This window comes from Terrisphaera buseokensis (genome assembly GCF_047521145.2).
Lineage (GTDB): Bacteria > Verrucomicrobiota > Verrucomicrobiia > Opitutales > Opitutaceae > ER46.
In genome coordinates, this window is record NZ_CM134186.1 from 6,296,127 (window position 1) to 6,317,493 (window position 21,367).

11 protein-coding genes are annotated in these 21,367 nt (G+C 64.5%); all 11 read left to right on the forward strand.

Translation table 11 applies throughout. The features are described 5' to 3' along the window. The first annotated feature begins 29 nt into the window (after positions 1-29). The 11 genes from ACLJEU_RS23725 (at position 30) to ACLJEU_RS23775 (ending at position 21,332) form a co-directional block, all read left to right on the forward strand. Entirely contained in the window at positions 30-1,175 is a 1,146-nt protein-coding gene (locus ACLJEU_RS23725) for an FIST signal transduction protein (RefSeq protein WP_414664040.1), read from the forward strand. A 5-nt stretch (positions 1,176-1,180) separates the two neighbouring features. After that, the gene (locus ACLJEU_RS23730; RefSeq protein ID WP_414664039.1) at positions 1,181-2,938 is read left to right on the forward strand and encodes an ATP-binding protein; all 1,758 of its coding nucleotides are present in this window, start codon (positions 1,181-1,183) and stop codon (positions 2,936-2,938) included. 99 nt (positions 2,939-3,037) lie between these two features. Continuing rightward, complete coding sequence (locus tag ACLJEU_RS23735; RefSeq protein WP_457795298.1) at positions 3,038-3,796, forward strand: helix-turn-helix domain-containing protein; 759 nt, start codon at positions 3,038-3,040, stop codon at positions 3,794-3,796. A 436-nt stretch (positions 3,797-4,232) separates the two neighbouring features. Next, positions 4,233-5,504 (forward strand): hypothetical protein, encoded by a 1,272-nt coding sequence (locus ACLJEU_RS23740; RefSeq protein WP_414664037.1) that lies wholly within the window; start codon positions 4,233-4,235, stop codon positions 5,502-5,504. A 108-nt stretch (positions 5,505-5,612) separates the two neighbouring features. Next, positions 5,613-6,650: a TIM barrel protein gene (locus tag ACLJEU_RS23745; protein WP_414664036.1), complete on the forward strand. Its 1,038-nt coding sequence runs from the start codon at positions 5,613-5,615 to the stop codon at positions 6,648-6,650. A 149-nt stretch (positions 6,651-6,799) separates the two neighbouring features. Then, a complete protein-coding gene (locus ACLJEU_RS23750; protein ID WP_414664035.1) occupies positions 6,800-7,951 on the forward strand; it encodes a Gfo/Idh/MocA family protein in 1,152 nt (383 codons plus the stop codon). 150 nt (positions 7,952-8,101) lie between these two features. Further along, the gene (locus tag ACLJEU_RS23755; protein ID WP_414664034.1) at positions 8,102-8,959 is read left to right on the forward strand and encodes a sugar phosphate isomerase/epimerase family protein; all 858 of its coding nucleotides are present in this window, start codon (positions 8,102-8,104) and stop codon (positions 8,957-8,959) included. A gap of 100 nt (positions 8,960-9,059) precedes the next feature. Next, positions 9,060-14,141 carry a PVC-type heme-binding CxxCH protein gene (locus ACLJEU_RS23760; RefSeq protein WP_414664033.1) on the forward strand — a complete coding sequence of 1,694 codons (5,082 nt, stop codon included), beginning with the start codon at positions 9,060-9,062 and terminating at the stop codon, positions 14,139-14,141. A gap of 76 nt (positions 14,142-14,217) precedes the next feature. Further along, a complete protein-coding gene (locus ACLJEU_RS23765) occupies positions 14,218-14,964 on the forward strand; it encodes a 3-keto-disaccharide hydrolase (RefSeq protein WP_414664032.1) in 747 nt (248 codons plus the stop codon). Positions 14,965-15,101: 137 nt separating this feature from the next. Next, a complete protein-coding gene (locus ACLJEU_RS23770; RefSeq protein WP_414664031.1) occupies positions 15,102-18,041 on the forward strand; it encodes a TonB-dependent receptor in 2,940 nt (979 codons plus the stop codon). 279 nt (positions 18,042-18,320) lie between these two features. Further along, positions 18,321-21,332 carry a TonB-dependent receptor gene (locus ACLJEU_RS23775; RefSeq protein ID WP_414664030.1) on the forward strand — a complete coding sequence of 1,004 codons (3,012 nt, stop codon included), beginning with the start codon at positions 18,321-18,323 and terminating at the stop codon, positions 21,330-21,332. The last annotated feature ends 35 nt before the right edge of the window (positions 21,333-21,367 follow it).

Here is a 21,367-nt window from a genome sequence, read left to right on the forward strand (position 1 = left end):
GTGTCGCGCCCTGCGCCGATAGGTTTGAGGTGAGAAGTACCCTGTTGGGCTGGACGGCGAAGGAAGGGTGGCGAAGCCCCGGCAATGCCGATCCGGGCCACGCCCACCTCGTACTTTATTTTGGCAACATCGCCCGCCTGGAAGGCGAGACGACTCCGTTGCGCGAACTCGCCGCGCGGTTTCCCCAGGCCGTGGTGGCCGGCTGCAGCACTGCGGGGGAAATTTTTGGCTGCTCCGTGCGCGACGACTCCATCGCGGCCCTCTGCGTGACCTTTGACCATAGCCGCGTCCGCGCGGAAATGATTCACCTCGGTTCCGCCGCGGAAAGCTTTGACGCCGCCGCTGCGCTCGGCCGGCGGTTGGACGCGCCGGACTTGCAGCACATCTTCGTGTTGAGCGACGGGCTGAACGTCAACGGCACGCCGATGACACGCGGCTTCCGTTCCACTCTCACCGCCGGTGTATCCGTCACGGGCGGACTGGCCGGCGATGACGCCCGGTTTCAGCGCACGGTCGTCGGCCTGGGCGCCGACGTCGGCACCCATCGGATCGTCGCCATCGGCTTCTACGGCGATCACCTGCACGTGGGTTACGGCTCCGCCGGCGGTTGGGAGGCGTTCGGTCCGCGCCGGCTCGTGACCAAGTCCGCGGGCAACGTCCTGTACGAACTCGACGACCAACCCGCGCTGGCGCTGTACAAACGCTATCTCGGCGACCGCGCGTCCGAGCTGCCCGCCTCGGGCCTGCTGTTTCCGCTCTACCTCCTTCCGGACCGCGATGCCAAGGAGGGTTTGGTGCGCTCCATTCTCGCCATCGACGATGCCCAGCAATCGCTGACCTTCGCCGGCGACATCCCCAAGGGACACTACGTCCGGTTGATGAAGGCCGGGCACAACGCACTCGTCGACGGTGCGGGCGTCGCCGCCGGCAACGCCATCGGCGCCGCCATCGCCGGCAAGACGGGATTCGTCGTGATGGTGAGCTGCGTCGGTCGCAAGCTCGTCATGGGGCAGCGCATCGAGGAGGAGGTCGAGGCGGTGCTCGCCCAGCTGGGCGGCGACACGCCCGCGGTCGGCTTCTATTCCTACGGTGAGATCTGTCCGAGCGGCATCACGCACAGCTGCGACCTGCACAATCAGACGATGACCCTCACTTCGTTTTCCGAGGAGGCCTGATTCGGTTGAATGCGCTGCTCGCACGCCAGCTGCGAAAGTTCCGGCCCCGGGTCGATCCCACCGATCCGGCGTGGCAGGAACTCATCGCGGCCATCGCCAGCGCCTACGACGAGTTGCAGCAGGATCGCAGGCAGCTGGAACACACGCTCGAGGTTGTATCGACCGAGCTGACCGAAGCGAACGAGCGCCTGCGGCGTGACAGCGAGAGCCAGCTCGCGTCCATCAACGAGTATTACCAGCAGGTGCTGTCGTCGCAGCAGGGCATGATCCTGTGCGTGCGCCGGACGCCGCAGGGGTTTCTGCACACGCTCTGTCGCGGTGAACTCGCGCGCCGGCTCGATCTCACGCCGGAGCGGGTCGAGGGTTTCACGGTCGAGCACGTCGCCGCGGAGGAAAACGTCGCCGAGATCAACGCCGCGTACGAGCGCGCCTGGTCGGGCCAGAACACCGCGTTCTCCTATCGCAACGCCCGCACGGGCGTGGAGGTGTTCGCGTTGATGCGTCCGCGCTACGAGCACGGCGTCGTGCGCGAGGTGATTTCATCCTGCGTCGAAATCACCGCGCTCAAGGCGGCCGAGGTGGAACTGCGCGTGGCCAAGGAACGCGCCGAGGCGGCGGACCGCGCGAAGAGCGAGTTTCTCGCCGTGATGAGCCACGAAATCCGCACGCCGCTCAACGCGGTGCTGGGCTTTTCCAATCTGCTCCGCGAGGCCCCGCTCACGCCGGACCAGAAGGTCTGGGCCGGCACCATCTGCACCGCGGGCGAGTCGTTGCTCAGCCTGATCGACGACATCCTCGACTTCTCGAAAATCGAGGCGGGCCAGCTTTCGCTGCTGCCGGAGACCGTCTCGATCCCGGGATTGCTCGATGCAATCGCGTCGATTTTTCAGCAGCGGGCGCGGGCGAAGGGGATCACGCTCGAGACCTCGCGCCGTCCGGACATGCCGGAATACGTCAAAATTGATCCGCACCGGCTGCGGCAGATCCTGATGAATCTCGTCGGTAACGCGCTTAAGTTCACCAAGCAGGGTTTTGTCCGCGTCAATGCCGAGCTGGTCGCGCCCGCGACTGAAGCCGGCGCGCCGTGCCTGCTGCGGTTCACCGTCGCCGACTCGGGCATTGGCATCCCCGCCAACCGACGCGCGCGGCTGTTCAAACCGTTCAGCCAGGTGGACTCCTCGACGACGCGTAATTTCGGCGGCACGGGCCTCGGCCTCGCGATCTGCGAGCGGCTCGCGAAACTGCTCGGGGGCGACATCGGTTTCGAGAGCGAGCCCGGACGTGGCTCGACGTTCTTCTTCACGGTGCGCGCACCCATCGCCGAACTGCGGCCGGCCGCGCCGCCGGTCTCGGCCGAGACGCCCGTGCCGTTCAACCGCCCCACGCTGCGGATTCTCGTCGCCGAGGATCAACCGGAGAACCGGATGCTGATTGAAGACTACCTGCGTGATCGCGGCTTCGCGCCGGATGTCGTCGAGAACGGCCGGCTCGTCATCGAAGCCGCCAAGGCGCGCAGCTACGATCTGATCCTGCTCGATCTGCTCATGCCCGAGGTGGATGGCTGCCAGGCCGCGCAGGCCATCCGCCAGCACTTCAGCCCGGCGCGCGGTCCGCGCATCGTGGCGTTGACGGCGAATGTGTTTCCCGAGGATCGGGTTCGCTGTCGCGAGGCCGGCATGGATGGACTCCTCGCGAAGCCGATCGACTTCAAGGAACTCAAACGCGTGCTGGCTGGCGAGGCGACGGACCCGGGCAGCCAGTAAACGTCCGAACGTCCGGGCTGATTCCATTGCAGGCTGCGGCCCAATGACGCGGGGTTTTCGGATAGCGTCGGCACCGCCGGCATGGTTTTGTACCGCGAGATGACCTCGCCCGACGACAACATGCTCGCGACTCTGAGCCGGATGGGCGCGGCCCCGCCCGAGGTCATCGAGCTTTTCGACTACCTCGAGGACACGCCGATGTGGATGAAGGACGAGGCGGGCCATTACGAGTGGGCCAACGTCGCGCTGCTGCTGAATTTCGGCGTGAAAACGCGCGCGGAGCTCATCGGTCGGACCGACTACGACTTCTGCGGTGAAGTGCTCGCGAACCAATATCGGATCGACGACGAACGCGTGCTGCGCGGCGAACGCATCCTGTCGCGCGTCGAGCTCGTCGGCCGCTTCAACCACACCGCGCGCTGGTGCGTGACGTCGAAAGTGCCGTTGCGCGACGCCCACAGCCGGATTGTCGGCACGGCGGGAGTGACGCGTCCGGTCGCTGAGCGCGAAGCCACCGCGCCCGCCACGCCGGCCGGCTCACCGTTGAGCGTGGCGATTCGTTTCATCAGCCAGAACTACGCGGACCGCATCACCAACGACGACCTCGCGAAGGCCTGCGGGCTTTCGGTGCGCGCGTTCGAGCGTCAGTTCCACGCCGCGTACAATTCGTCGCCGCACGATTACATTCGCCAGCTTCGCGTGCGCATGAGCTGCAGCGCGCTGGTGTTCTCGCGGAAATCGCTCGCCGAGGTGGCCACGGAGTTCGGCTTCGCCGACCAGAGCCATTTCACGAAGGAATTCCGAAAGTTCATGGCGGAAACCCCGCGCGCGTATCGGGCCCGCTACCAGCAGCGGTGAGGCAGTAGGAAGATATCAAGCCAGGTGGAGCAGGAAACCAGGAAGCCAGAAAGGCGAAGGAAAGAGGCCAGGGAATTCAAAAGCCAGAAAGCCAGGAATCAGACTCTTGGCTCCCTGGCTTTTGAATTTGCCTGGTTAGATTCCCACGCACCCTGGCTTTCGGAGTTGTTGGCGTCCGCCTCAATCCCCTCCGGGCTGCTGAATTCTCAGTCATCGTCCCCTTCCCGTCTTCCTCCGTTCTCCGGGTTTCCTGGCTTCCTGCTCCACCTTTACCCGCCGGCACTCCGCGTTTCCCCGACGGAATTTCACCAAAACTCGCCGCCCGCCTACTAGTCGGTGGCGTCCCGGGTCGGTTAGGATGGACGCTCTTTTCCCCGGTCACTCGAACCCCCATCCCGCCGGTCGCACCTGTCGTCCGGTTTACCCGTTTCGCTCCATGTCGATTCCCTCCGTCAACGACCTCAAGACGATCAAATCCAAGGTAAAAAGCCGCGTGGAAGCGGCCCTCGCCGATTCCGGCGGCCTTCTGCGTCTCGCGCCCGCCTGGGTGCCGCGTTCCTTTCTCCAGCCGGGCCTGCGCATCAAGCTGCACCCGGATGACACCTACGCCTACGGTCTCAACCGCGGCGGCATCGACGAACGCTGGTTTGCGTCGACCACGGTTACCGCCAACGAAGGCCGCGCGGCCGACGAAGGCCTCAGCTACTGCGTCGTGGGCAAGGAGCGTTTCACCCTGCACCAGGCGGTCGAGGAATGCGGCGCGACGCTCGTCGGCAAATCGATTTGGAAGAAGTACGGCAAGTGGCCGGTGTACTCCAAGTTCTTCGATAACATGGGACCGATCCCGCACCACATGCATCAGAACGCCAAGCAGGCGAAACTGGTCGGCCAGGAAGGAAAGCCGGAGTCGTACTACTTCCCGCCCCAGCACAACAACGTCGGCAACAATTTCCCGTACACGTTCATGGGCTTCGAGCCCGGCACGACGAAGGCGCAGGTCCGGAAGTGCATCGAGAATTGGAACAAGGGCGACAACGGTATCCTTGATCTCTCGAAAGCCTACCGCCTGAAGCCCGGCTCCGGCTGGCTGATCGATCCCTGCATCCTTCATGCCCCGGGTAGCCTCTGCACCTACGAGCCGCAGTGGGGCAGCGATGTCTTCGGCATGTACCAGAATCTCGTCGAAGGCCGCGAAGTGCCGTGGAGCCTCCTCGTGAAGGACATGCCCAAGAGCAAGCACCAGGACATCGACTTCATCGTCGACCAGCTCGACTGGGACAAGAACGTGGATCCGAACTTCAAGGACAACCACTACCTCGAGCCCGTCCCGGTCGCCGACACGCGCAAGGAAGGCTATGTCGACCGCTGGATCGTTTACGGCAAGGTCGACGGCGAGCAGCTCTTCACCGCCAAGGAACTCACGGTCGATCCGGGCACCAAGGCCACGATCACCGACACCGGCGCTTACGGCCTCATCTGCGTGCAAGGCAGCGGCAAGATCAACGGCCAGCCGCTCGTGAGTCCGAAGCTCATTCGTTTCCACGAGCTGACCGAGGACGAATACTTCTGCACCGAGGACGGCGCCAAGGCGGGCGTGACGTTCGAGAACACCAGCAGCACCGAGCCGCTCGTATGCCTCCGTTACTTCGGCCCCGAAGTGAACCCCGACGCGCCGGCCATGGGCGCGTATCGCCAAAACAAATTCTGAGAAAACCACGAAGGCACAAAGACACAGAGAAGCCTCTGCCTTCCTCTGTGAACTCTGTGCCTTTGTGGTTCATTCCCCCGCTCTTCCAACCCTCATCCTTCGTTACCCATGTCCGAAAATAACTTCCCCAAACTACACAACGCCATGTGGCCCGGCCTCGTCGGCAAGGGCAGTCCCGGCGCGGAACCGTTCATCGATCTCGACACGATGCTCGACCTCACGGCCAAAGCCGATGTGGGCGGCGTGAAATTCGACGGCGTCGATCTGTTTCTCTACAATCCGCACACCGACATCGATATCTCCGACGACGGCATCAAGGCCCTCGCCGCGAAGATCAAGGCCAAGGGTTTCGTCGTCGGCTCCGTCGTCGCTCCCGTGTGGTTCGACGCCGCCGCCGGTGGCGACGAGAAGGCCCGCGCCAACTGGGTCACGCACGTGCGCAAGGCGATCCGCATCGCCAAGAAACTCCGCGAGCTCGGCGTCCGCCCCTACGGTATCGTCCGCATCGACAGTGCGACGAGCGTGACCGCGTGGGACAAGGATCCCAAGGGCACGACGAAACTGATCGCGCAGTCCTTCCGCGAAGCCGGCAAGATCGCGAAGGGCGAAGGCGAGCGTCTCGCCGCCGAGGGTGAGATTTGCTGGGGCGGCATGCACAGCTGGAAGCACATGGTGAACCTCCTCGAGGAAACCGGCATGCCCAAGGTCGTCGGCTTCCAAGCCGACATGTCGCACACGCACCTCTACACGCTCGGGGCCAACGCCGAGGCGCACCGGATCGTGCCGAAGAATTATCACTACGAGCCGGCCGAATTCCACAAAGCGATGACGAAGCTGACCGACGCCCTGCGCCCGTGGACGATCGATTTCCACGTCGCGCAGAACGACGGCACCGTGCACGGCACCGGCGATCACGAGAAGACCGGCCGCCACTGCGTCGCGACCGATCCGAAGGGCAAGTTGAACATCGCCCGCGACTCCGGCTACTGGCTCCGCGACAAGGCCGGCAAGGTCACGAAGAAGATGAAGCACATTTGCTGGGACGGCTGCATGTTCCCGAATGAAGTGCTGATGAAGCAGCAGACGTGGAACGACATCCTCTCCGCGATGATCGAAGTCCGCAAAAACCACGGCTGGGTCGCTTAACGCGGCTTCGCCGCGTCGGAGAAGGGAGCAGGGAGAAAGGAGGAGGAATCGATCTCCAGATCAGGTTTTCCTCCGGCCTGTTCCTTCTCCCTTCTCCTTTCTCCCTTCTCCAACACCACCGTCTCGAAAATTCCTTTCCAACTTTCCCCATGGCCAAGAAACAACTTCGCATCGGACTCATCGGCTACAGCTTCATGGGCCGCGCCCACAGCAACGCCTTTCATCAGGTCAACCACTTCTTCCCCTCCAGCTACGAGCTCGTCCCGCAGGCGGTCTGCGGTCGCGACGAAGCCAAGGTGAAGGAATTCGCCGAGAAGTGGGGCTACAAGTCGATCGAGACCGACTGGAAGAAACTCATCGCGCGCGACGACATCGATGTCGTCGACATCGCGACGCCGAACAACCTCCACGCCGAGCAGGTCATCGCCGCCGCCAAGGCCGGCAAGATGATCCTCTGCGAAAAACCCCTCGGCCGCAGCGGCGCAGAGGCGGAAAAAATGCTCAAGGCCGTCGAGAAGGCCGGCGTCGCCAACATGGTCTGGTATAATTACCGCCGTTGCCCCGCCGTCGTCCTCGCCAAGCAGTTCATCGACGCCGGCAAGCTCGGCCGCGTGTTCCATTACCGCGCCAATTTCCTCCAGGATTGGACCATCAATCCGGAGCTGCCGCAGGGCGGCACGGGACTCTGGCGTCTCGACGTCAACGTCGCCGGTTCCGGCGTCACGGGCGATCTGCTCGCGCACTGCATCGACACCGCGCTCTGGCTCAACGGCGGCATCAAGGACGTGAGCGCGATGACCGAGACGTTCGTCAAGGAGCGCAAACACAACCTCACCGGCAAGGTGCAGAAGGTCGGCATCGACGATGCCTGCATTTTCCACTGTCACTTCAACAACGGCTCACTCGGTCTCTTCGAGTCGACGCGTTACGCCCGCGGCCACAAGGCGCTCTACACGTTCGAGGTGAACGGCGAGAACATGTCGCTGAAGTGGGATCTGCACGATCTGCACCGGCTGCAGGTCTTTGACTACAGCGACGCCGGTCCGGAGCGCGGCTGGAAGAGCATCCATGTTTCTGACGGCGATCATCCCTACTGCGGCAAGTGGTGGGTGCCGGGCCTCCAGCTCGGTTACGAGCACAGCTTCGTCCACGCGATGGTCGAGTTCGTCCAGGGCCTCGAGAGCGGCAAGGGCTGCACGCCCAATTTCAAGGACGGCCTCGCCACCGATTACGTCACCGACGCCGTGCTGAAATCCGCCAAGACCCGCCGCTGGGAAAAGGTGAAGCAGACGAAGGCCTGAGGCGGCAGCCGCCTCAGGCTGGTTGAAAGTTGAAGGGTGAAAGTTGAAAGAACAGCCAGCCGCCAAGCCGGCCTTTCGCCCGACCCTCGGTGTGGTTTCGTTTTAAGCTCTTTCACCTTTCAACCTTCAACTTTCAACTCACTCCCCCAAATGCCCCAACTCGGTTTCAACCTGCTCGCCTGGACAGCGTCGATCTCGGATGACTTCTTTCCGCACATCGAGCGGCTGAAGAAAATCGGCTACGATGGGATCGAGATTTGCATGGGGCAGCAGGACCCGGCCGCGTACAAGCGGCTCAAGACCCTCCTGGGGAATCTGAACCTGGGGATCACGTGCGTCACGATCGTCGGCGCCGACGCGAATCCGGCCAGCCCGGACACGGCAGTGCGCGCGAAGGCCGTCGATCTGTTGAAGTGGAACATCGACCGGACCGTCGACTGCGGCTCGAAGCTGCTCTGCGGTCCGTTTCACTCGGCGTTCGCGACGTTCACGCGCGCGGACATCCAGCGCGATGAATACGAGCGCAGCGCCGAGGTCCTGCGCGCCGCGGGCGACTACGCGAAGCAGGCCGGCGTGATGCTCGTGCCCGAGGCGCTCAATCGTTTCGAGTGCTATCTCTGCAACACGATGGCTCAGCTCCGCATGCTGGTGGAGCTGACGAATCATCCGAACGTGCGCGCGATGTTCGACACGCACCACGCCAACATCGAGGAGAAGACGCAGGTCGACGCCATCACCACGATCGCACCCGTGCTCGTGCACGTTCACCTTAGCGAGAACGACCGCGGCACGCCCGGCAGCGGCCACGTCAATTTCAAGGAAGCCCTCACCACACTCGCCGGCGTCGGCTACGACGGCTGGCTGACCATCGAAGCCTTCAGCCGCTCCGACCCGGCCTTCGCCAATGCCATTAACGTCTGGCGCGAATTCTCGCCCGCGTGGGAGATCGCCGAGAAGGGCCACGCTTTTCTCCGTCAGCACATTGCCGCGGCGGGCTTCAAGCGTTAAGCTCGCTGCCGTCGCCTCAGCTCTTCGTGTAGTTCGTGGTTTCCCCCTGCTGAGCCCCCTGTCTCCCGTCCCCCGTCTCCTGTCCGTCCCCCCTTTCCCCGTGATCCTCCGCTCCGTGCTCCGTCTCGCCCTGTTCGTGTCGACGCTCGCCGTCGCCGTCGCGCAATCCTCGCTCGTCTTTTCTCCGCCCGCCGGCGTCACCGCCAAAGGCAAGCACGTGGTGCTGCTGTCCGGTGACGAAGAGTACCGCAGCGAAGAAGCGCTGCCCATGCTCGCGAAGATCCTCAGCCAGCGCCACGGCTTCAAGGCGACGGTGCTGTTCGCGCTCGATCCCGACGGCACGATCAATCCCGACAACCAGAAATCTCTGCCCGGTTCCGAGGCGCTCGATTCCGCCGACGTCATCATCCTGGCGCTACGATTCCGCAACTGGCCCGACGCCGACATGAAGCGCTTCGAAGCCGCCTACAAACGCGGCGTGCCCATCATCGCGCTCCGCACCTCGACGCACCCTTTCAATTTTCCCGCCGAGAGCCCGTGGTCAAAGTACACCTGGAACCGCAAGGATCCCGGCGCGGGCGGCTTCGGCAAACAGGTGCTCGGCGAGACCTGGGTCAGCCACTGGGGCAAACACAAGATCGAGGCCACGCGCGCCGTCGTCGAAGCCTCCGCCGCAACCGATCCCTTGCTGCGCGGCGTCACCGAGGTGTTCGGCAACAGCGACGTCTACGAAGCCTATCCGCCGGCCGACGCGAAGATCCTGCTCCGCGGCCTCGTGCTCAAGGGCATGAATGCGAGTGACGCCCCCGCTGATTACAAGAAGAAGCGCTCCACCGACAAACAGGAGCAGGGCGTCAACGACCCCGCGATGCCCGTCGCGTGGACCCGCGTGCATCGCAACGACGCCGGCAAGGAAAACAAAATCTTCACCACCACGCTCGGCGCCGCCACCGATCTCGAGAACGAAGGTCTGCGCCGCCTCGTCGTGAACGGCGTATACTGGGCCGCCGGACTGAACGTTCCGGCCAAGGCCGACGTCACCGTCGTCGATCCGTACAAGCCGCTCATGTACGGTTTCAAGGGCTACCGCATCGGCCTGAAGCCGTCCGACTACGCGCTGGGCAAGACCGTGCCCGAGGGCGCGCCGCGCCCTGCCGCCACGCCCGCGCCGGCGAAGAAAACCGCCGCCGCCGCAACGAAGTCCGCAGCTGCCGCCATGGCTTCGGCTCCGACGCTCAACGCTCAACCCTCCACGCTCAACGCCTCCACCGCTTTCCAACTAAATCCCGGCGAACGCGTCGCCATCGTCGGCAACGCCCTCGCGGATCGCATGCAGCACCACGGCTGGCTCGAGACGATGATCCACGCGAAGCATCCCGCGCATCAGATCGTCGTGCGCAATCTGTCGGTCTCCGGCGATGAAGTCGTCGCGCGCGCCCGCTCGAAGGATTTCGGCACGCCCGACGAGTGGCTCACCAAGGTTCAGGCCGGCGTCGTGTTTGCGTTCTTCGGTTACAACGAGTCCTTCGCCGGCCCCGAGGGCATCGCGAAGTTCAAGGAAGACCTCGGCACCTATCTCAAGGAGACGCGCGCGAAGAACTACAACAGCCTCGCCGCCCCGCGCATCGTGCTCTTCTCGCCCATCGCGACCGAGAAGCATCCGGATCCCAACTACACGTTCAAACCCGAGGTCAACGCGAACCTCGCCGCCTACACGCAGGCCATGGCCGAGGTCGCACGCGATCAGGCGGGCGTGACGTTCGTCGATCTCTTCGCGCCGTCGCAGGCGCTCTTCGCCGAGGCCGCGAAGAACGGCCAGCCGCTCACGATCAACGGCGTGCACCTCAACGAGGCCGGCGAGGGCAAGCTGGCGGAGAAGATTTACCCGACGCTCTTCGGTGAGGCCGCACCGCCCACGAACACGCCCGAGGCCGCCAAGCTGCGCGCCGCCGTGAACGAGAAGAACCTGATGTGGCATTCGCGCTACCGGACGGTCGACGGCTACAACGTCTACGGCGACCGCTCGAAAATCGCGTACGTCTCGCACCCGGATCAGCCGAAGATCACGAACACGCAAATCATGATGGAGGAGATGGCGCAGCGCGACGTGATGACCACGAATCTCGAACGCAAGGCCTGGGCCCTCGCGAGTGGCAAGACCGGTCCGGTCGAGATGCTGCCGCTGCCCGTCGTCACGGCCTTCGGCACCAACAAGCCCGGCCCGAAGGTCGACGGCACGTACGAATTCATCGACGGCGACGAGGCGATCAAGCTCATGACCCTCGCGCCCGGCCTGAAGGCGAATCTCTTCGCGAGCGAGAAGCAGTTTCCCGAACTGGCCAAGGCGCTGCAGATGAATTTCGACACGAAGGGCCGCCTCTGGGTCGCGGTGTGGCCGAGCTATCCGGAACGCACGCCGACGTCGAAGATCGCGGACAAGATCATCATCCTCGAGGACACCGACAAGGATGGCCGCGCCGACAAATGCACCGTCTTCCTCGACGGCCTGAACTGCCCGACCGGTTTCCAGTTTTTCAAGGACGGCATTCTTCTCATGCAGGCGCCCGACGTCTGGTTCGTCCGCGACACCGATGGCGACGGCAAGGGCGACTGGAAGGAACGCGTCCTCATGGGCCTCGACTCCGCCGACTCGCACCACACCGCCAACTCGCTCATCTACGAGCCGGGCGGCGCGATTCTGTTCAGCGACGGCGTGTTTCACCGCTCGCAGGTCGAGACCGTTGCCGGCGCCGTCCGCAACATCGACGGCGCGATCTATCGCTACGAGCCGCTGACGTCCAAGTTCGAGACCTACATCGCGTACGGCTTCGCCAATCCGCACGGTCGCGCGTTCGATTACTGGGGCAACGATCTCATCACCGACGCCACCGGCAACAACACCTACTTCGGCCCGGCGTTCAGCGGCCAGATCGACTATCCGGCGAAGCACCCGAAGATGAAAACCATCTGGGACCGCCCGTCGCGGCCCTCGGCCGGCAGCACGATTCTCACGAGCGCGCATTTCCCCGACGAGTACTGGGGCGATTATCTCAATCCGAATGTCATCGGCTTCCAGGGCATCTTCCGCGTGGATCTTTCCGACGACGGCGCGGGTATCAAGGGCACGCGCGAGAAGGACATCGTTTCGTCGACGGACAAAAACTTCCGTCCGATCGACACCGCGACCGGTCCCGACGGCGCGCTCTACGTCATTGACTGGCACAATCCGCTCATCGGCCATCTGCAGAGCCACCTGCGCGACTCCAACCGCGATCACGAGCACGGCCGCATCTATCGCATAACCGCCGAGGGCCGGCCGCTCTCGTGGCAGCCGAAGATCGACGGCGAACCGATTCCCGCGCTGCTCGAACTGCTCAAGCGTCGGGAAAACCAGATCCGCAATCTCGCCAAGGTGGAACTCGGGAAGCACGACAGCGCCAAAGTGATTGCCGCCACGAAATCCTGGGCTGCCGCGCTCGATCAAAAAGCGCCCGACTACGCGCATCACCTGCTCGAAGCGCTTTGGGTGCACCAGTGGCACAACGTCGTCGACGTCGACCTGCTCTCGCGCCTCCTGCGTTCGCCCAACGCCAACGCCCGCGCCGCCGCCGTCCGTGTGCTCTGCTACTGGCGCGATCGCGTGCCGAATGCGTTGAGCGAATTGCAGCGGCTGGCGTCGGATGAAAATCCCCGCGTGCGCCTGCAAGCCGTGCGCGCGGCGAGTTTCTTTCCCGTCGCACAGGCCACCGAAGTCGCCCTCGCCGCGACCAAGCTCAACGTGGATTACTATCTCGACTACACCATCGGCGAAACCCTCCGCCAGCTGCGCCCGCAGTGGCGCAAGAGCATCGGCGAAGGTGCCACGATCGCCGGTGGCGATCCGGCGAGCGTGCGTTATCTGCTGCGCACGTTGAGCGCGGCGGAATTGCTCAAGATGCCACGCACCGCGGAAGTCTCGGAAAACATTCTGGGCCGTCGGGGCGTCAACGACGCGGTCCGCGCCGAGGCCCTCGCGGCGCTGGTCAAGCAGCGCAACGCCCCGGCCGTCAGCCTGCTGCTCGCGACGATTGATTCTCCCGCGGAGATCGACGTGCGCGGCGTGGGCCGGCTGCTGCTCGCACAGCCGCCCGCGGACTTGAAGCCGCACCGCGCGGCGCTGTTGAAACTCGGCCTGACGGATACCTCGGAGGCTCGTTCGTTTGGCTGGGCCGGCGTCGCCCTGGCCGATGATTCGCTCGATCCGGCCTGGAAGGAAGCAGCCGGCTCTCCCTTGTCGTTGCAGAGTCTCATCGGCGGCATTCACCTGCTGCCCAATCCGACGATCCGCGCGACCGCGTATGAGCGCATGATGGAGCTGCTCGCGCGACCGATCACGGACTACCAGGGTCCCGACCACATCATCGCCGCGACGCAGCGGGACGCGATTCGTTCGCTCGTGAGCACGCGCCGTGAACCGGCAGCGGTGTTCGCCACGCTGACCTCGCTGATCGAACGCGGCTACCAGGTGCCAGCCGCCGCGCAGGGCATTCGGTCGCTGCCGCGCAACACGTGGCCCGCGGCTTCGATCGCGCCGGTCACGCAGGCGCTGGTCGCGTGGGCCGGCAAGACGCATGTCAGCGAGCGCACGAGCCGCGACTACGTGGAGACGATTCAAATCGCCGACGAACTCGCGGGCGCGCTACCGGCCACCGAGGCGGAAACCATGCGCAAGACCATCACGCGGCTGCGCGTGGGCGTCTACGTCGTGCGCTCCGTCGTCGAGCAAATGCGCTACGACACGCCCCGCATTGTAGTGCAGCAGAACAAGGCCTTTGAACTGATCTTCGAGAACCCGGATGTCATGCCGCACAATCTTGTCGTGGTGGAACCGGGCGCGCGCGAGCGTGTGGCCACCGCCGCGCTGGCGTTGCCCCCGGAGTTCGTGGACCGGAGCGGCCGCGCCTGGGTGCCGGAGTCGCGCGAGATCATCGCCGCGACCAAGCTCCTCGAACCGGGTCAGAGCGAGTCGTTGAAAATTCGGCCGATTCGCGAGGAAGGCGTATATGAATTCGTCTGCACATTCCCCGGTCACTGGACCGTGATGTACGGCCAGCTGGTCGTCACGAAGGACGTCGACGCTTATTTGAAAGCCAACCCCGCTCCGGCGGCACCGGCCGCAGCGGCCACTGAACACAAACACTAGACTCCAGCGTGGCCACGAGCGCCCGCGAGTGGACGTCCACTCGCGGGCGCTCGTAGCCACCCCAACCTCTTTCCCCATGAAACTCCGCCTCGCCTTCCTCTCGCTCGGCTTCGCCGCGCTTTCCTTCGCCGCCGACAGCGGCTTCAAATCGCTCTTCAACGGCAAGGACCTTTCCGGCTGGGAAGGCACGGCCGATTTCTGGTCCGTGCGCGACGGTGCGCTGACCGGCCAGACCACCGCGGAAAAGGTGCTCAAGGCGAATACGTTTCTCGTCTACAAGGACGCCAAGCCGGCCAATTTCGAGCTGCGCCTGCAGTTCAAGCTCACCGCGCAGAACCCGGAGAATCGCGCGAACTCCGGCGTGCAATACCGCAGCAAGGTGATGGATGCGGCGACGTTTGTCGTCGGCGGCTACCAGGCCGACATCGATTCCCCGTTCAAGTACACCGGCATGCTTTACGAGGAAAAGGGCCGCGGCATCCTGATGACGGCCGGTGAGAAAATCCGCATCGGTGCCACGACGACGGTCGACGACGCCAAGAAGAAGGGTGGCAAGCGCACGCAAACGCAGGTCGACAAACTTCCGGGTGCCACACCCACGGCGGACATCGCCGCTGCCTACAAGCTCGGCGAATGGAACGAGCTCCGAATCGTCGCGAACGGCAATCACCTGCAGCACTTCGTCAACGGCACGCTCACCGCGGATGTCACCGACGCCAGCCCCGACCTCGCCTCCAAGTCCGGCGTCATCGCGCTGCAACTCCACCAAGGCCCGCCGATGACCGTCCAGTTCAAGAACGTGCAGCTGAAGACGCTGCCCTGAATCATCCGGGTGGGGCGTGGTCGATCCACGCGCCTCCCATGACTGACCAGACTCCGTACCCCGCGCGCTCCCGCGCCGCGTTTTGTCAGCGTTTCGATTGCCCGCTGCGGGAGCAGCGGGCCCCCTGACCCCACCCCATGCCTACCCCTCCCCTTTTCCCGCGTACGCGCGGGCGCGCGGTCGCGTCACTCGTCCTCGCGCTCGGTGCGCTTGCCGCCGACGCGCTCGCGGCCACCTTCAGCGGCAACGTCAGCAACCTCGCGACCGGCAACCTGCTCGAAGGCGCGCGCGTTGAAGTACCCGCGCTCGGTGTGAGCGCCCTGACCGACAACACCGGCCGCTTCGTCCTCGCCGCGCTGCCGGCCGGCACGCACGAGGTCGTCGTGTCCTACACCGGCCTGGATAGCGTGCGGGCCACCATCACCGTGAACGATGGCGCGACGGCGACGCGCAATTTCGATCTGACCGCGGGTATCTACAAACTGGATGCCTTCAAGGTCACTGGTGAACGCGAAGGCGGCGCGGCGGCGATCACCGCCCAGCGCAACGCCGACAACGTCAAGAACGTCGTCGCCACCGACTCCTTCGGCAATCTCCCGAATCTCAACGCCGCCGAGGTGGCGATCCGCCTGCCCGGCATCGCCGGCAATCCCGATGACGGCGGCACCTACACGGGTTTCACGATTCGCGGCATGGGCCCGGGCCTCAACACCATCACGCTGGATGGCGGCCAGCTCACCGGCCAGGGCGGCATGGCCCGCAACACCATGCTGAACAATTTCAGCGGCACGATGCTCGAGCAGCTCGAGTTGATCAAAGGCCACACGCCGGACAAGGGCGCCGATTCGCTCGGCGGCACGATCAACCTCAAGAGCCGCTCGCCGCTCAATCTGCGCGAGAAGCGGCGCACGACGTACAGTCTCGGCGCGCGGCTGGCACCGTCGTTCAGCCAGCAGGTGCCGATGCGCGAGGAACACCGGTTGCACCCGGTCATCAACGTCGCGCACCAGGAGGTGTTCGACGTCTTCGGCGGCGAGCGGAACCTCGGCGTGTCGTTCAATCTCTTCTACAGCGAGAACGTCGTCAGCTACTTCATCACGACGCGCGATTTTGAAAACACGACGCGCGCGCCCGCGTTTCTCTGGGACTACCGGACCACGGACTTCTATGCGAACCGCAAGCAGTGGAGTTTCAACCTGAAGGTGGATTACCGGTTGTCCGCCGCGACGAAGCTGAAGTTCAACTCGGTTTACAACGACACGAATGTCACCGACCGCCGCACGCTGGAGCTGCGGGCCTTCACCAACCAGGTCGTCGGCACCACCGCCACCGCGGGTATCCAGCCCGGCTATACCGACCGCATCACGCAGGTGCGGCAGGTGCCCGCCTCGACCCTTGAGATCACCGCGGGCATGGTCACGACGTGGAACCGGCTGCGGCACTTTGACGCCGGCGCCGAGCACACGTTCGGTCCGCTCTTCCTCGAATACGGCGCACGCTACAGTCAGACGCACATCAACTCCGGCAACGGCGGCGAATCCGGCACGCTCGTGCACCGGCTCACCAACGTCGGCTGGATCCTCGATCGCACCGGCTCCGATCTCTATCCGCAGCTGATTCAGACCGCCGGACCCGACATCACCAACCCGGCGAACTACCGCGTCGCACCCCAGGGTTTCACGAACGCCAACACGGGAAACAACATCGGCATCGGCGAGGCGAGCGGCGACGCCCGTTACACGCTGGGCACGGCGTTCCCCGCGTTCTTCAAGACGGGCTTCAAGGTCCGTGAGACGAAGGCCGACGACTCGAGCAGCGCGCGACGCTGGAACTATGTCGCGGCCGCGGGCCTGCCCGCCGACTCGAGCATCAAGACCTGGGATGCGCACAAGACCGGACTCAACCTGCCCCGCTGGGAATCGGCCCAGTTCATCCGCGAGCGCAACCCGATCACGCCGTCGCTCTGGAGTGAAGACCTCTATTACCGCGAGCAGGTCCAGTACACCGGCACGCGCGGCGTGAAGGAACTCATCACCGCCGGCTACGTGATGGGTCAGGCGCATTACAAGGCGACGACCTTCCTGACCGGTGTCCGTACGGAGAAAACGGAGACAGAGAGCTGGGGCTGGGTGCGTGCCCGCCAGGGCAGCACCGCGGCGCAGCAGGCGGCGGATCCCGTGGGCTCGGCCCAACGCGATTACGCCGGCACGCGCCGCCAGCTCGAGGGCGGCTACACCAAGTCATTTCCCAGCGCGCATCTGACCCACGACGTCACGCCGAACCTCAAGGCGCGGCTCAGCTGGTCCACGAGCTTCGGCCGGCCGGCGCTGACGAACCTGCTGCCCAACGAAACGATCAACGAGACCAACCAGACGCTCACGACGAACAACCCGAGCCTGCTGCCGCAGACCGCGACGAACTGGGATGCGACGCTCGATTACTACTTCGAACCCGTCGGCAATCTCTCGATCGGCTGGTTCCACAAGACGATCAAGGACTACATCGTCAGCGGCATCAACGGCGGCACGATCGCGAACGGCACCGACAACGGCTACAATGGCGAGTACGCCGGCTTCACGCGGCTCTCGTCCGCCAACGCCGGCACCGCGTTCGTGCAGGGTTGGGAGTTCAGCTACACGCAGCAGCTCACGTTTCTCCCCGGACTGCTCCGCGGTCTCGCGGTGGCGGCGAACTACACGGTGCTCACGACCCACGGCGACTTCGGTGGCAGCACGCAGCTGACCAGCGGACAAGTGGCCGGGTTCATTCCCCGCACGTCGAATCTCGCGCTCACGTGGCGGCATCGCGCGTACAGCGCGCGCTTCCTCGTCAATCACACGAGCAGTTACCTGCAGACGTATTCGCCCGCGAGCCTCGGGCGCAACCTGTACCGCTTCGATCGCACGATCACCACGCTGGGCGTCGGTTACCAGGTGAGGCCCGCGCTCACGCTGACCCTCGACATCGACAATCTCTTTAACGAACCGCAGACGCGCTATCGCGGCATCCCCGATCAGATGCAGAGCACGAGCATCACGGGCTCCACGATCACGCTCGGCGTAAACGGCCGCTTCTAACCTCACAGCGAAATAACACCCCATCACCCGTGCTTTCGGACCGCATGATTGACCGTGGCCACGAGCGCCAGCGAGTGCTCGAACGACCGCTCGCTGGCGCTCGTAACCACGCTGCGGGCCTGAAGGCAAAGGGTGATGCGCACAAAACCGATTTCGTGGCGCGCGACTCGTCGGCGCCCGCGCAGACTCCGCCGTAACCATTGCCCTTTTGCGTCCGCCTTCGCTTTCGCGGGCGTGGACGAGCCACGCCCCTGTAGCGACCCACCCACCAACCATCCCATGCAAACTCTGAATTACCCGCTGACCACCCGCGCCCGGCGACTCCTTGTTCATCTCGCTTTCGTCGTTTCGCTGGTCTGCGGCGCCCGCGCTGCCGACGGCACCGCCACGCTCTCCGGCAACGTCTCGAATCTCGCCACCGGCAATCTCCTCGAAGGCGCCCGCGTCGAGGTGCCGGCGCTCAAGCTGGTTGTCCTCTCCGACAACACCGGCCGGTTCGTGCTGTCCGCGCTGCCGGCCGGGACGCACGAGATTGTCGCCTCCTACACCGGCCTTGATTCCATGCGAGCCACGGTCGCCGTCGCCGCGGGCCAGGCGGTCGTGCGGAATTTCGATCTCACGACGGGTATCTACAAACTGGATGCCTTCAAGGTCACCGGTGAACGCGAGGGCGGCGCGGCGGCCATCACCGCGGCGCGCAACGCCGAGAACCTCAAGAACGTCGCCGCCACCGACTCGTTCGGCAATCTGCCCAACATGAACGCCGGCGAGGTCGCCATTCGTCTCCCCGGCATCTACGGCGAGCTTGATGCCGGCGGCAATCTCTCGGGCTTCACCGTCCGCGGCATGACGTCCGGCCTCAACACCGTCACGATGGACGGCGCGATGCTCACCGGCCAGGGCGGCGCGGGCCGGTCGATTTTCGTCAACAACATCACGGGCGCGATGTTCGAGCAGGTGGAACTCATCAAGGGCCACACGCCCGACAAGGGCGCCGACTCCCTCGGCGGCACGATCAACTTCAAGAGCCGTTCGCCGCTCTCGATGCGCGAAAAGCGTCGCGTCACCTACACGCTCAGCGCGCGCATCGCGCCGTCGTTCACCCAGCAGATTCCCATCCGCGAGGAGCGGCGCACGCACGGTCTCGCCAACCTCGGCTACTCGGAGGTGTTCGACGCGTTTGGCGGCAGCCGGAATCTCGGCGTCAACGTCAGCCTCTTCAACAGCGAGACCGCGCTCGGCTGGTTCACCTCGCAGCGCGATTTCCAGAACACGGCCACGCAGCCCGGCTATCTCTGGGACTACCGCACCGGCGATGTCTACAACCACCGCCGCCAGAAGAACGTGACGGCCAAGGTGGACTACCGGCTCTCGCCGGCGACAAAGCTCTCGTTCCTTGCGAGCTACATCGATCACTCTGAAGTCTACCGCCGCCAGTACGACACGCGCGCGTTCACTAATCAGGCCATCTTCAATCCCGCTGTCGCCACGACCGCGGCCAACGGCATCGAGCCGGGCTTCACCGATCGCGTCACCACCGTACGTCCCGTTGCCGCGTCAACGATCGACATCACGATGACGGGACCGAACAACTTCTTCAACCGGCTGCGCCGCGCCGATCTCGGCGCCGAGCACAACTGGGGCCCGTGGCAGCTAGAGTACAATGCCCGCTACACCCAGACGCACATCAACATTGGCAACGGCGAGGGCGGCGTGCTCGTCAACCGCCTCACCGGCGCCGGCTGGATCATTGATCGGCGCGAGTCGGATCTGTTTCCCAAGTTCATCCAGAACGGCGGCCCCGATTTCACCAATCCCGCCAACTACCGTCCTTCCCCGACGAACGCGCTCACCAACGGCAACAACACGCAGCTTCACGAGGTCACCGAGCTGCGTGCGGACGCCCGCTACAATCTGCCGCTGGCGTTTCCCGTCGCACTCAAGAGCGGCTTCGTCTGGCGCGAGCAGGTCGTCGGCGCCACCAGCGCGTCACGCCGCTGGAACTACATCGGCACCGGTCCGCTGCGCGCCGAACCGTCGATTCTCCTGATGGATCAAGTGAAGACGGGCCGCGCCTTGCCGCAATGGGAGGCCTCGCACTTCATCCGCGCGCGCGAGGTCACCGATCCGACGATCTGGCGCGAGGATTTCTATTTCCGCGAGACGACGAAATACACCGGCTTCACCGACGCGACCGAGACCGTCTCCGCCGCCTACGCGATGGCGCAGGGCAAGCTCGGCAGCACGGGCCTGCTCGGCCGCACGGGTTTCCTCGGCGGCGTGCGCGTCGAGCGCACGGAAAACGAGGCCTTCGGCTGGGTGCGCGCGCGCCGGCTCAGCGGCACCGCAGCGACGGCCAACGAGGCGACGGCCGTCGCCGCAGCCCAGGTCGACTACGCCAACAACCGCCGCACCACCGAGGGCGACTACACCAAGCCGTTTCCCAGTCTGCATCTCTCGCACGACATCACGCCGAACCTGAAAGCGCGCGCGAGCTGGTCCACGAGCTTCGGCCGCCCCGGCTTCGGCAATCTCACCCCGGGCGAAACGCCCAACGAGGCCAACGCCAACCTCGGCGGACGGCCCACGCTCACGATCAACAATCCTTCGCTGCTTCCGCAGACGTCGCGCAACTGGGACGCCACGCTCGAGTACTACTTCGAGCCCGTCGGCAATCTCTCGATCGGCTGGTTCCACAAGACGATCAGGGACTACATCGTGAGCGGGATCGAGTCCGGCACCATCGCCACCGGCAACGACAACGGTTTCAACGGCGAGTATCCCGGCTGGACGATTCTCACCACGGCCAACGCCGGCACCGCGATCGTGCAGGGCTGGGAGTTCAGCTATCAGCAGCAGTACACGTTTCTGCCCGGCGTGCTGAAAGGCCTGAGCGGCATGTTCAATTACACGGTGCTCGACACCCACGGGAAATTCACTGGCACCTCCAATGTCACGAGCGGCCAGGTCGCGGGCTTCGTCCCGCGCACCGCCAACGCCAGCCTCTCGTGGCGCTATCGCAGTTTCAGCACGCGCATCCTCTCCAACTATGCGACCACGTTCCTCACCAGCTACGGTGGCGCGAGCCCGTGGCGGAATCTCTACCGCGTGAAGCGCAACCTCATCAACCTTGGCTTCTCCTACCAAGTGCGGCCGAGCGTCAATCTCACCCTCGACATCGATAACCTCACCAACGTCCCGCAGAAGCGCTACCGCGGTTTCGCGGACCAGGTGGAGTATTACAACTATCCGGGCACGACGATCACGGTCGGCGTGAACGGGAGATTCTAGTCTGCAAACTTTGGACAGAATGGACAAAATTTCCA

Excerpts from the sequence above, each read along its gene's own strand:
- ACLJEU_RS23775 (WP_414664030.1), top strand. The coding sequence starts at position 18,321 with ATGCAAACTCTGAATTACCCGCTGACCACCCGCGCCCGGCGACTCCTT.
- ACLJEU_RS23740 (WP_414664037.1), top strand. The coding sequence starts at position 4,233 with ATGTCGATTCCCTCCGTCAACGACCTCAAGACGATCAAATCCAAGGTA.
- ACLJEU_RS23750 (WP_414664035.1), top strand. The coding sequence starts at position 6,800 with ATGGCCAAGAAACAACTTCGCATCGGACTCATCGGCTACAGCTTCATG.
- ACLJEU_RS23745 (WP_414664036.1), top strand. The coding sequence starts at position 5,613 with ATGTCCGAAAATAACTTCCCCAAACTACACAACGCCATGTGGCCCGGC.
- ACLJEU_RS23765 (WP_414664032.1), top strand. The coding sequence starts at position 14,218 with ATGAAACTCCGCCTCGCCTTCCTCTCGCTCGGCTTCGCCGCGCTTTCC.
- ACLJEU_RS23770 (WP_414664031.1), top strand. The coding sequence starts at position 15,102 with ATGCCTACCCCTCCCCTTTTCCCGCGTACGCGCGGGCGCGCGGTCGCG.
- ACLJEU_RS23755 (WP_414664034.1), top strand. The coding sequence starts at position 8,102 with ATGCCCCAACTCGGTTTCAACCTGCTCGCCTGGACAGCGTCGATCTCG.
- ACLJEU_RS23735 (WP_457795298.1), top strand. The coding sequence starts at position 3,038 with ATGACCTCGCCCGACGACAACATGCTCGCGACTCTGAGCCGGATGGGC.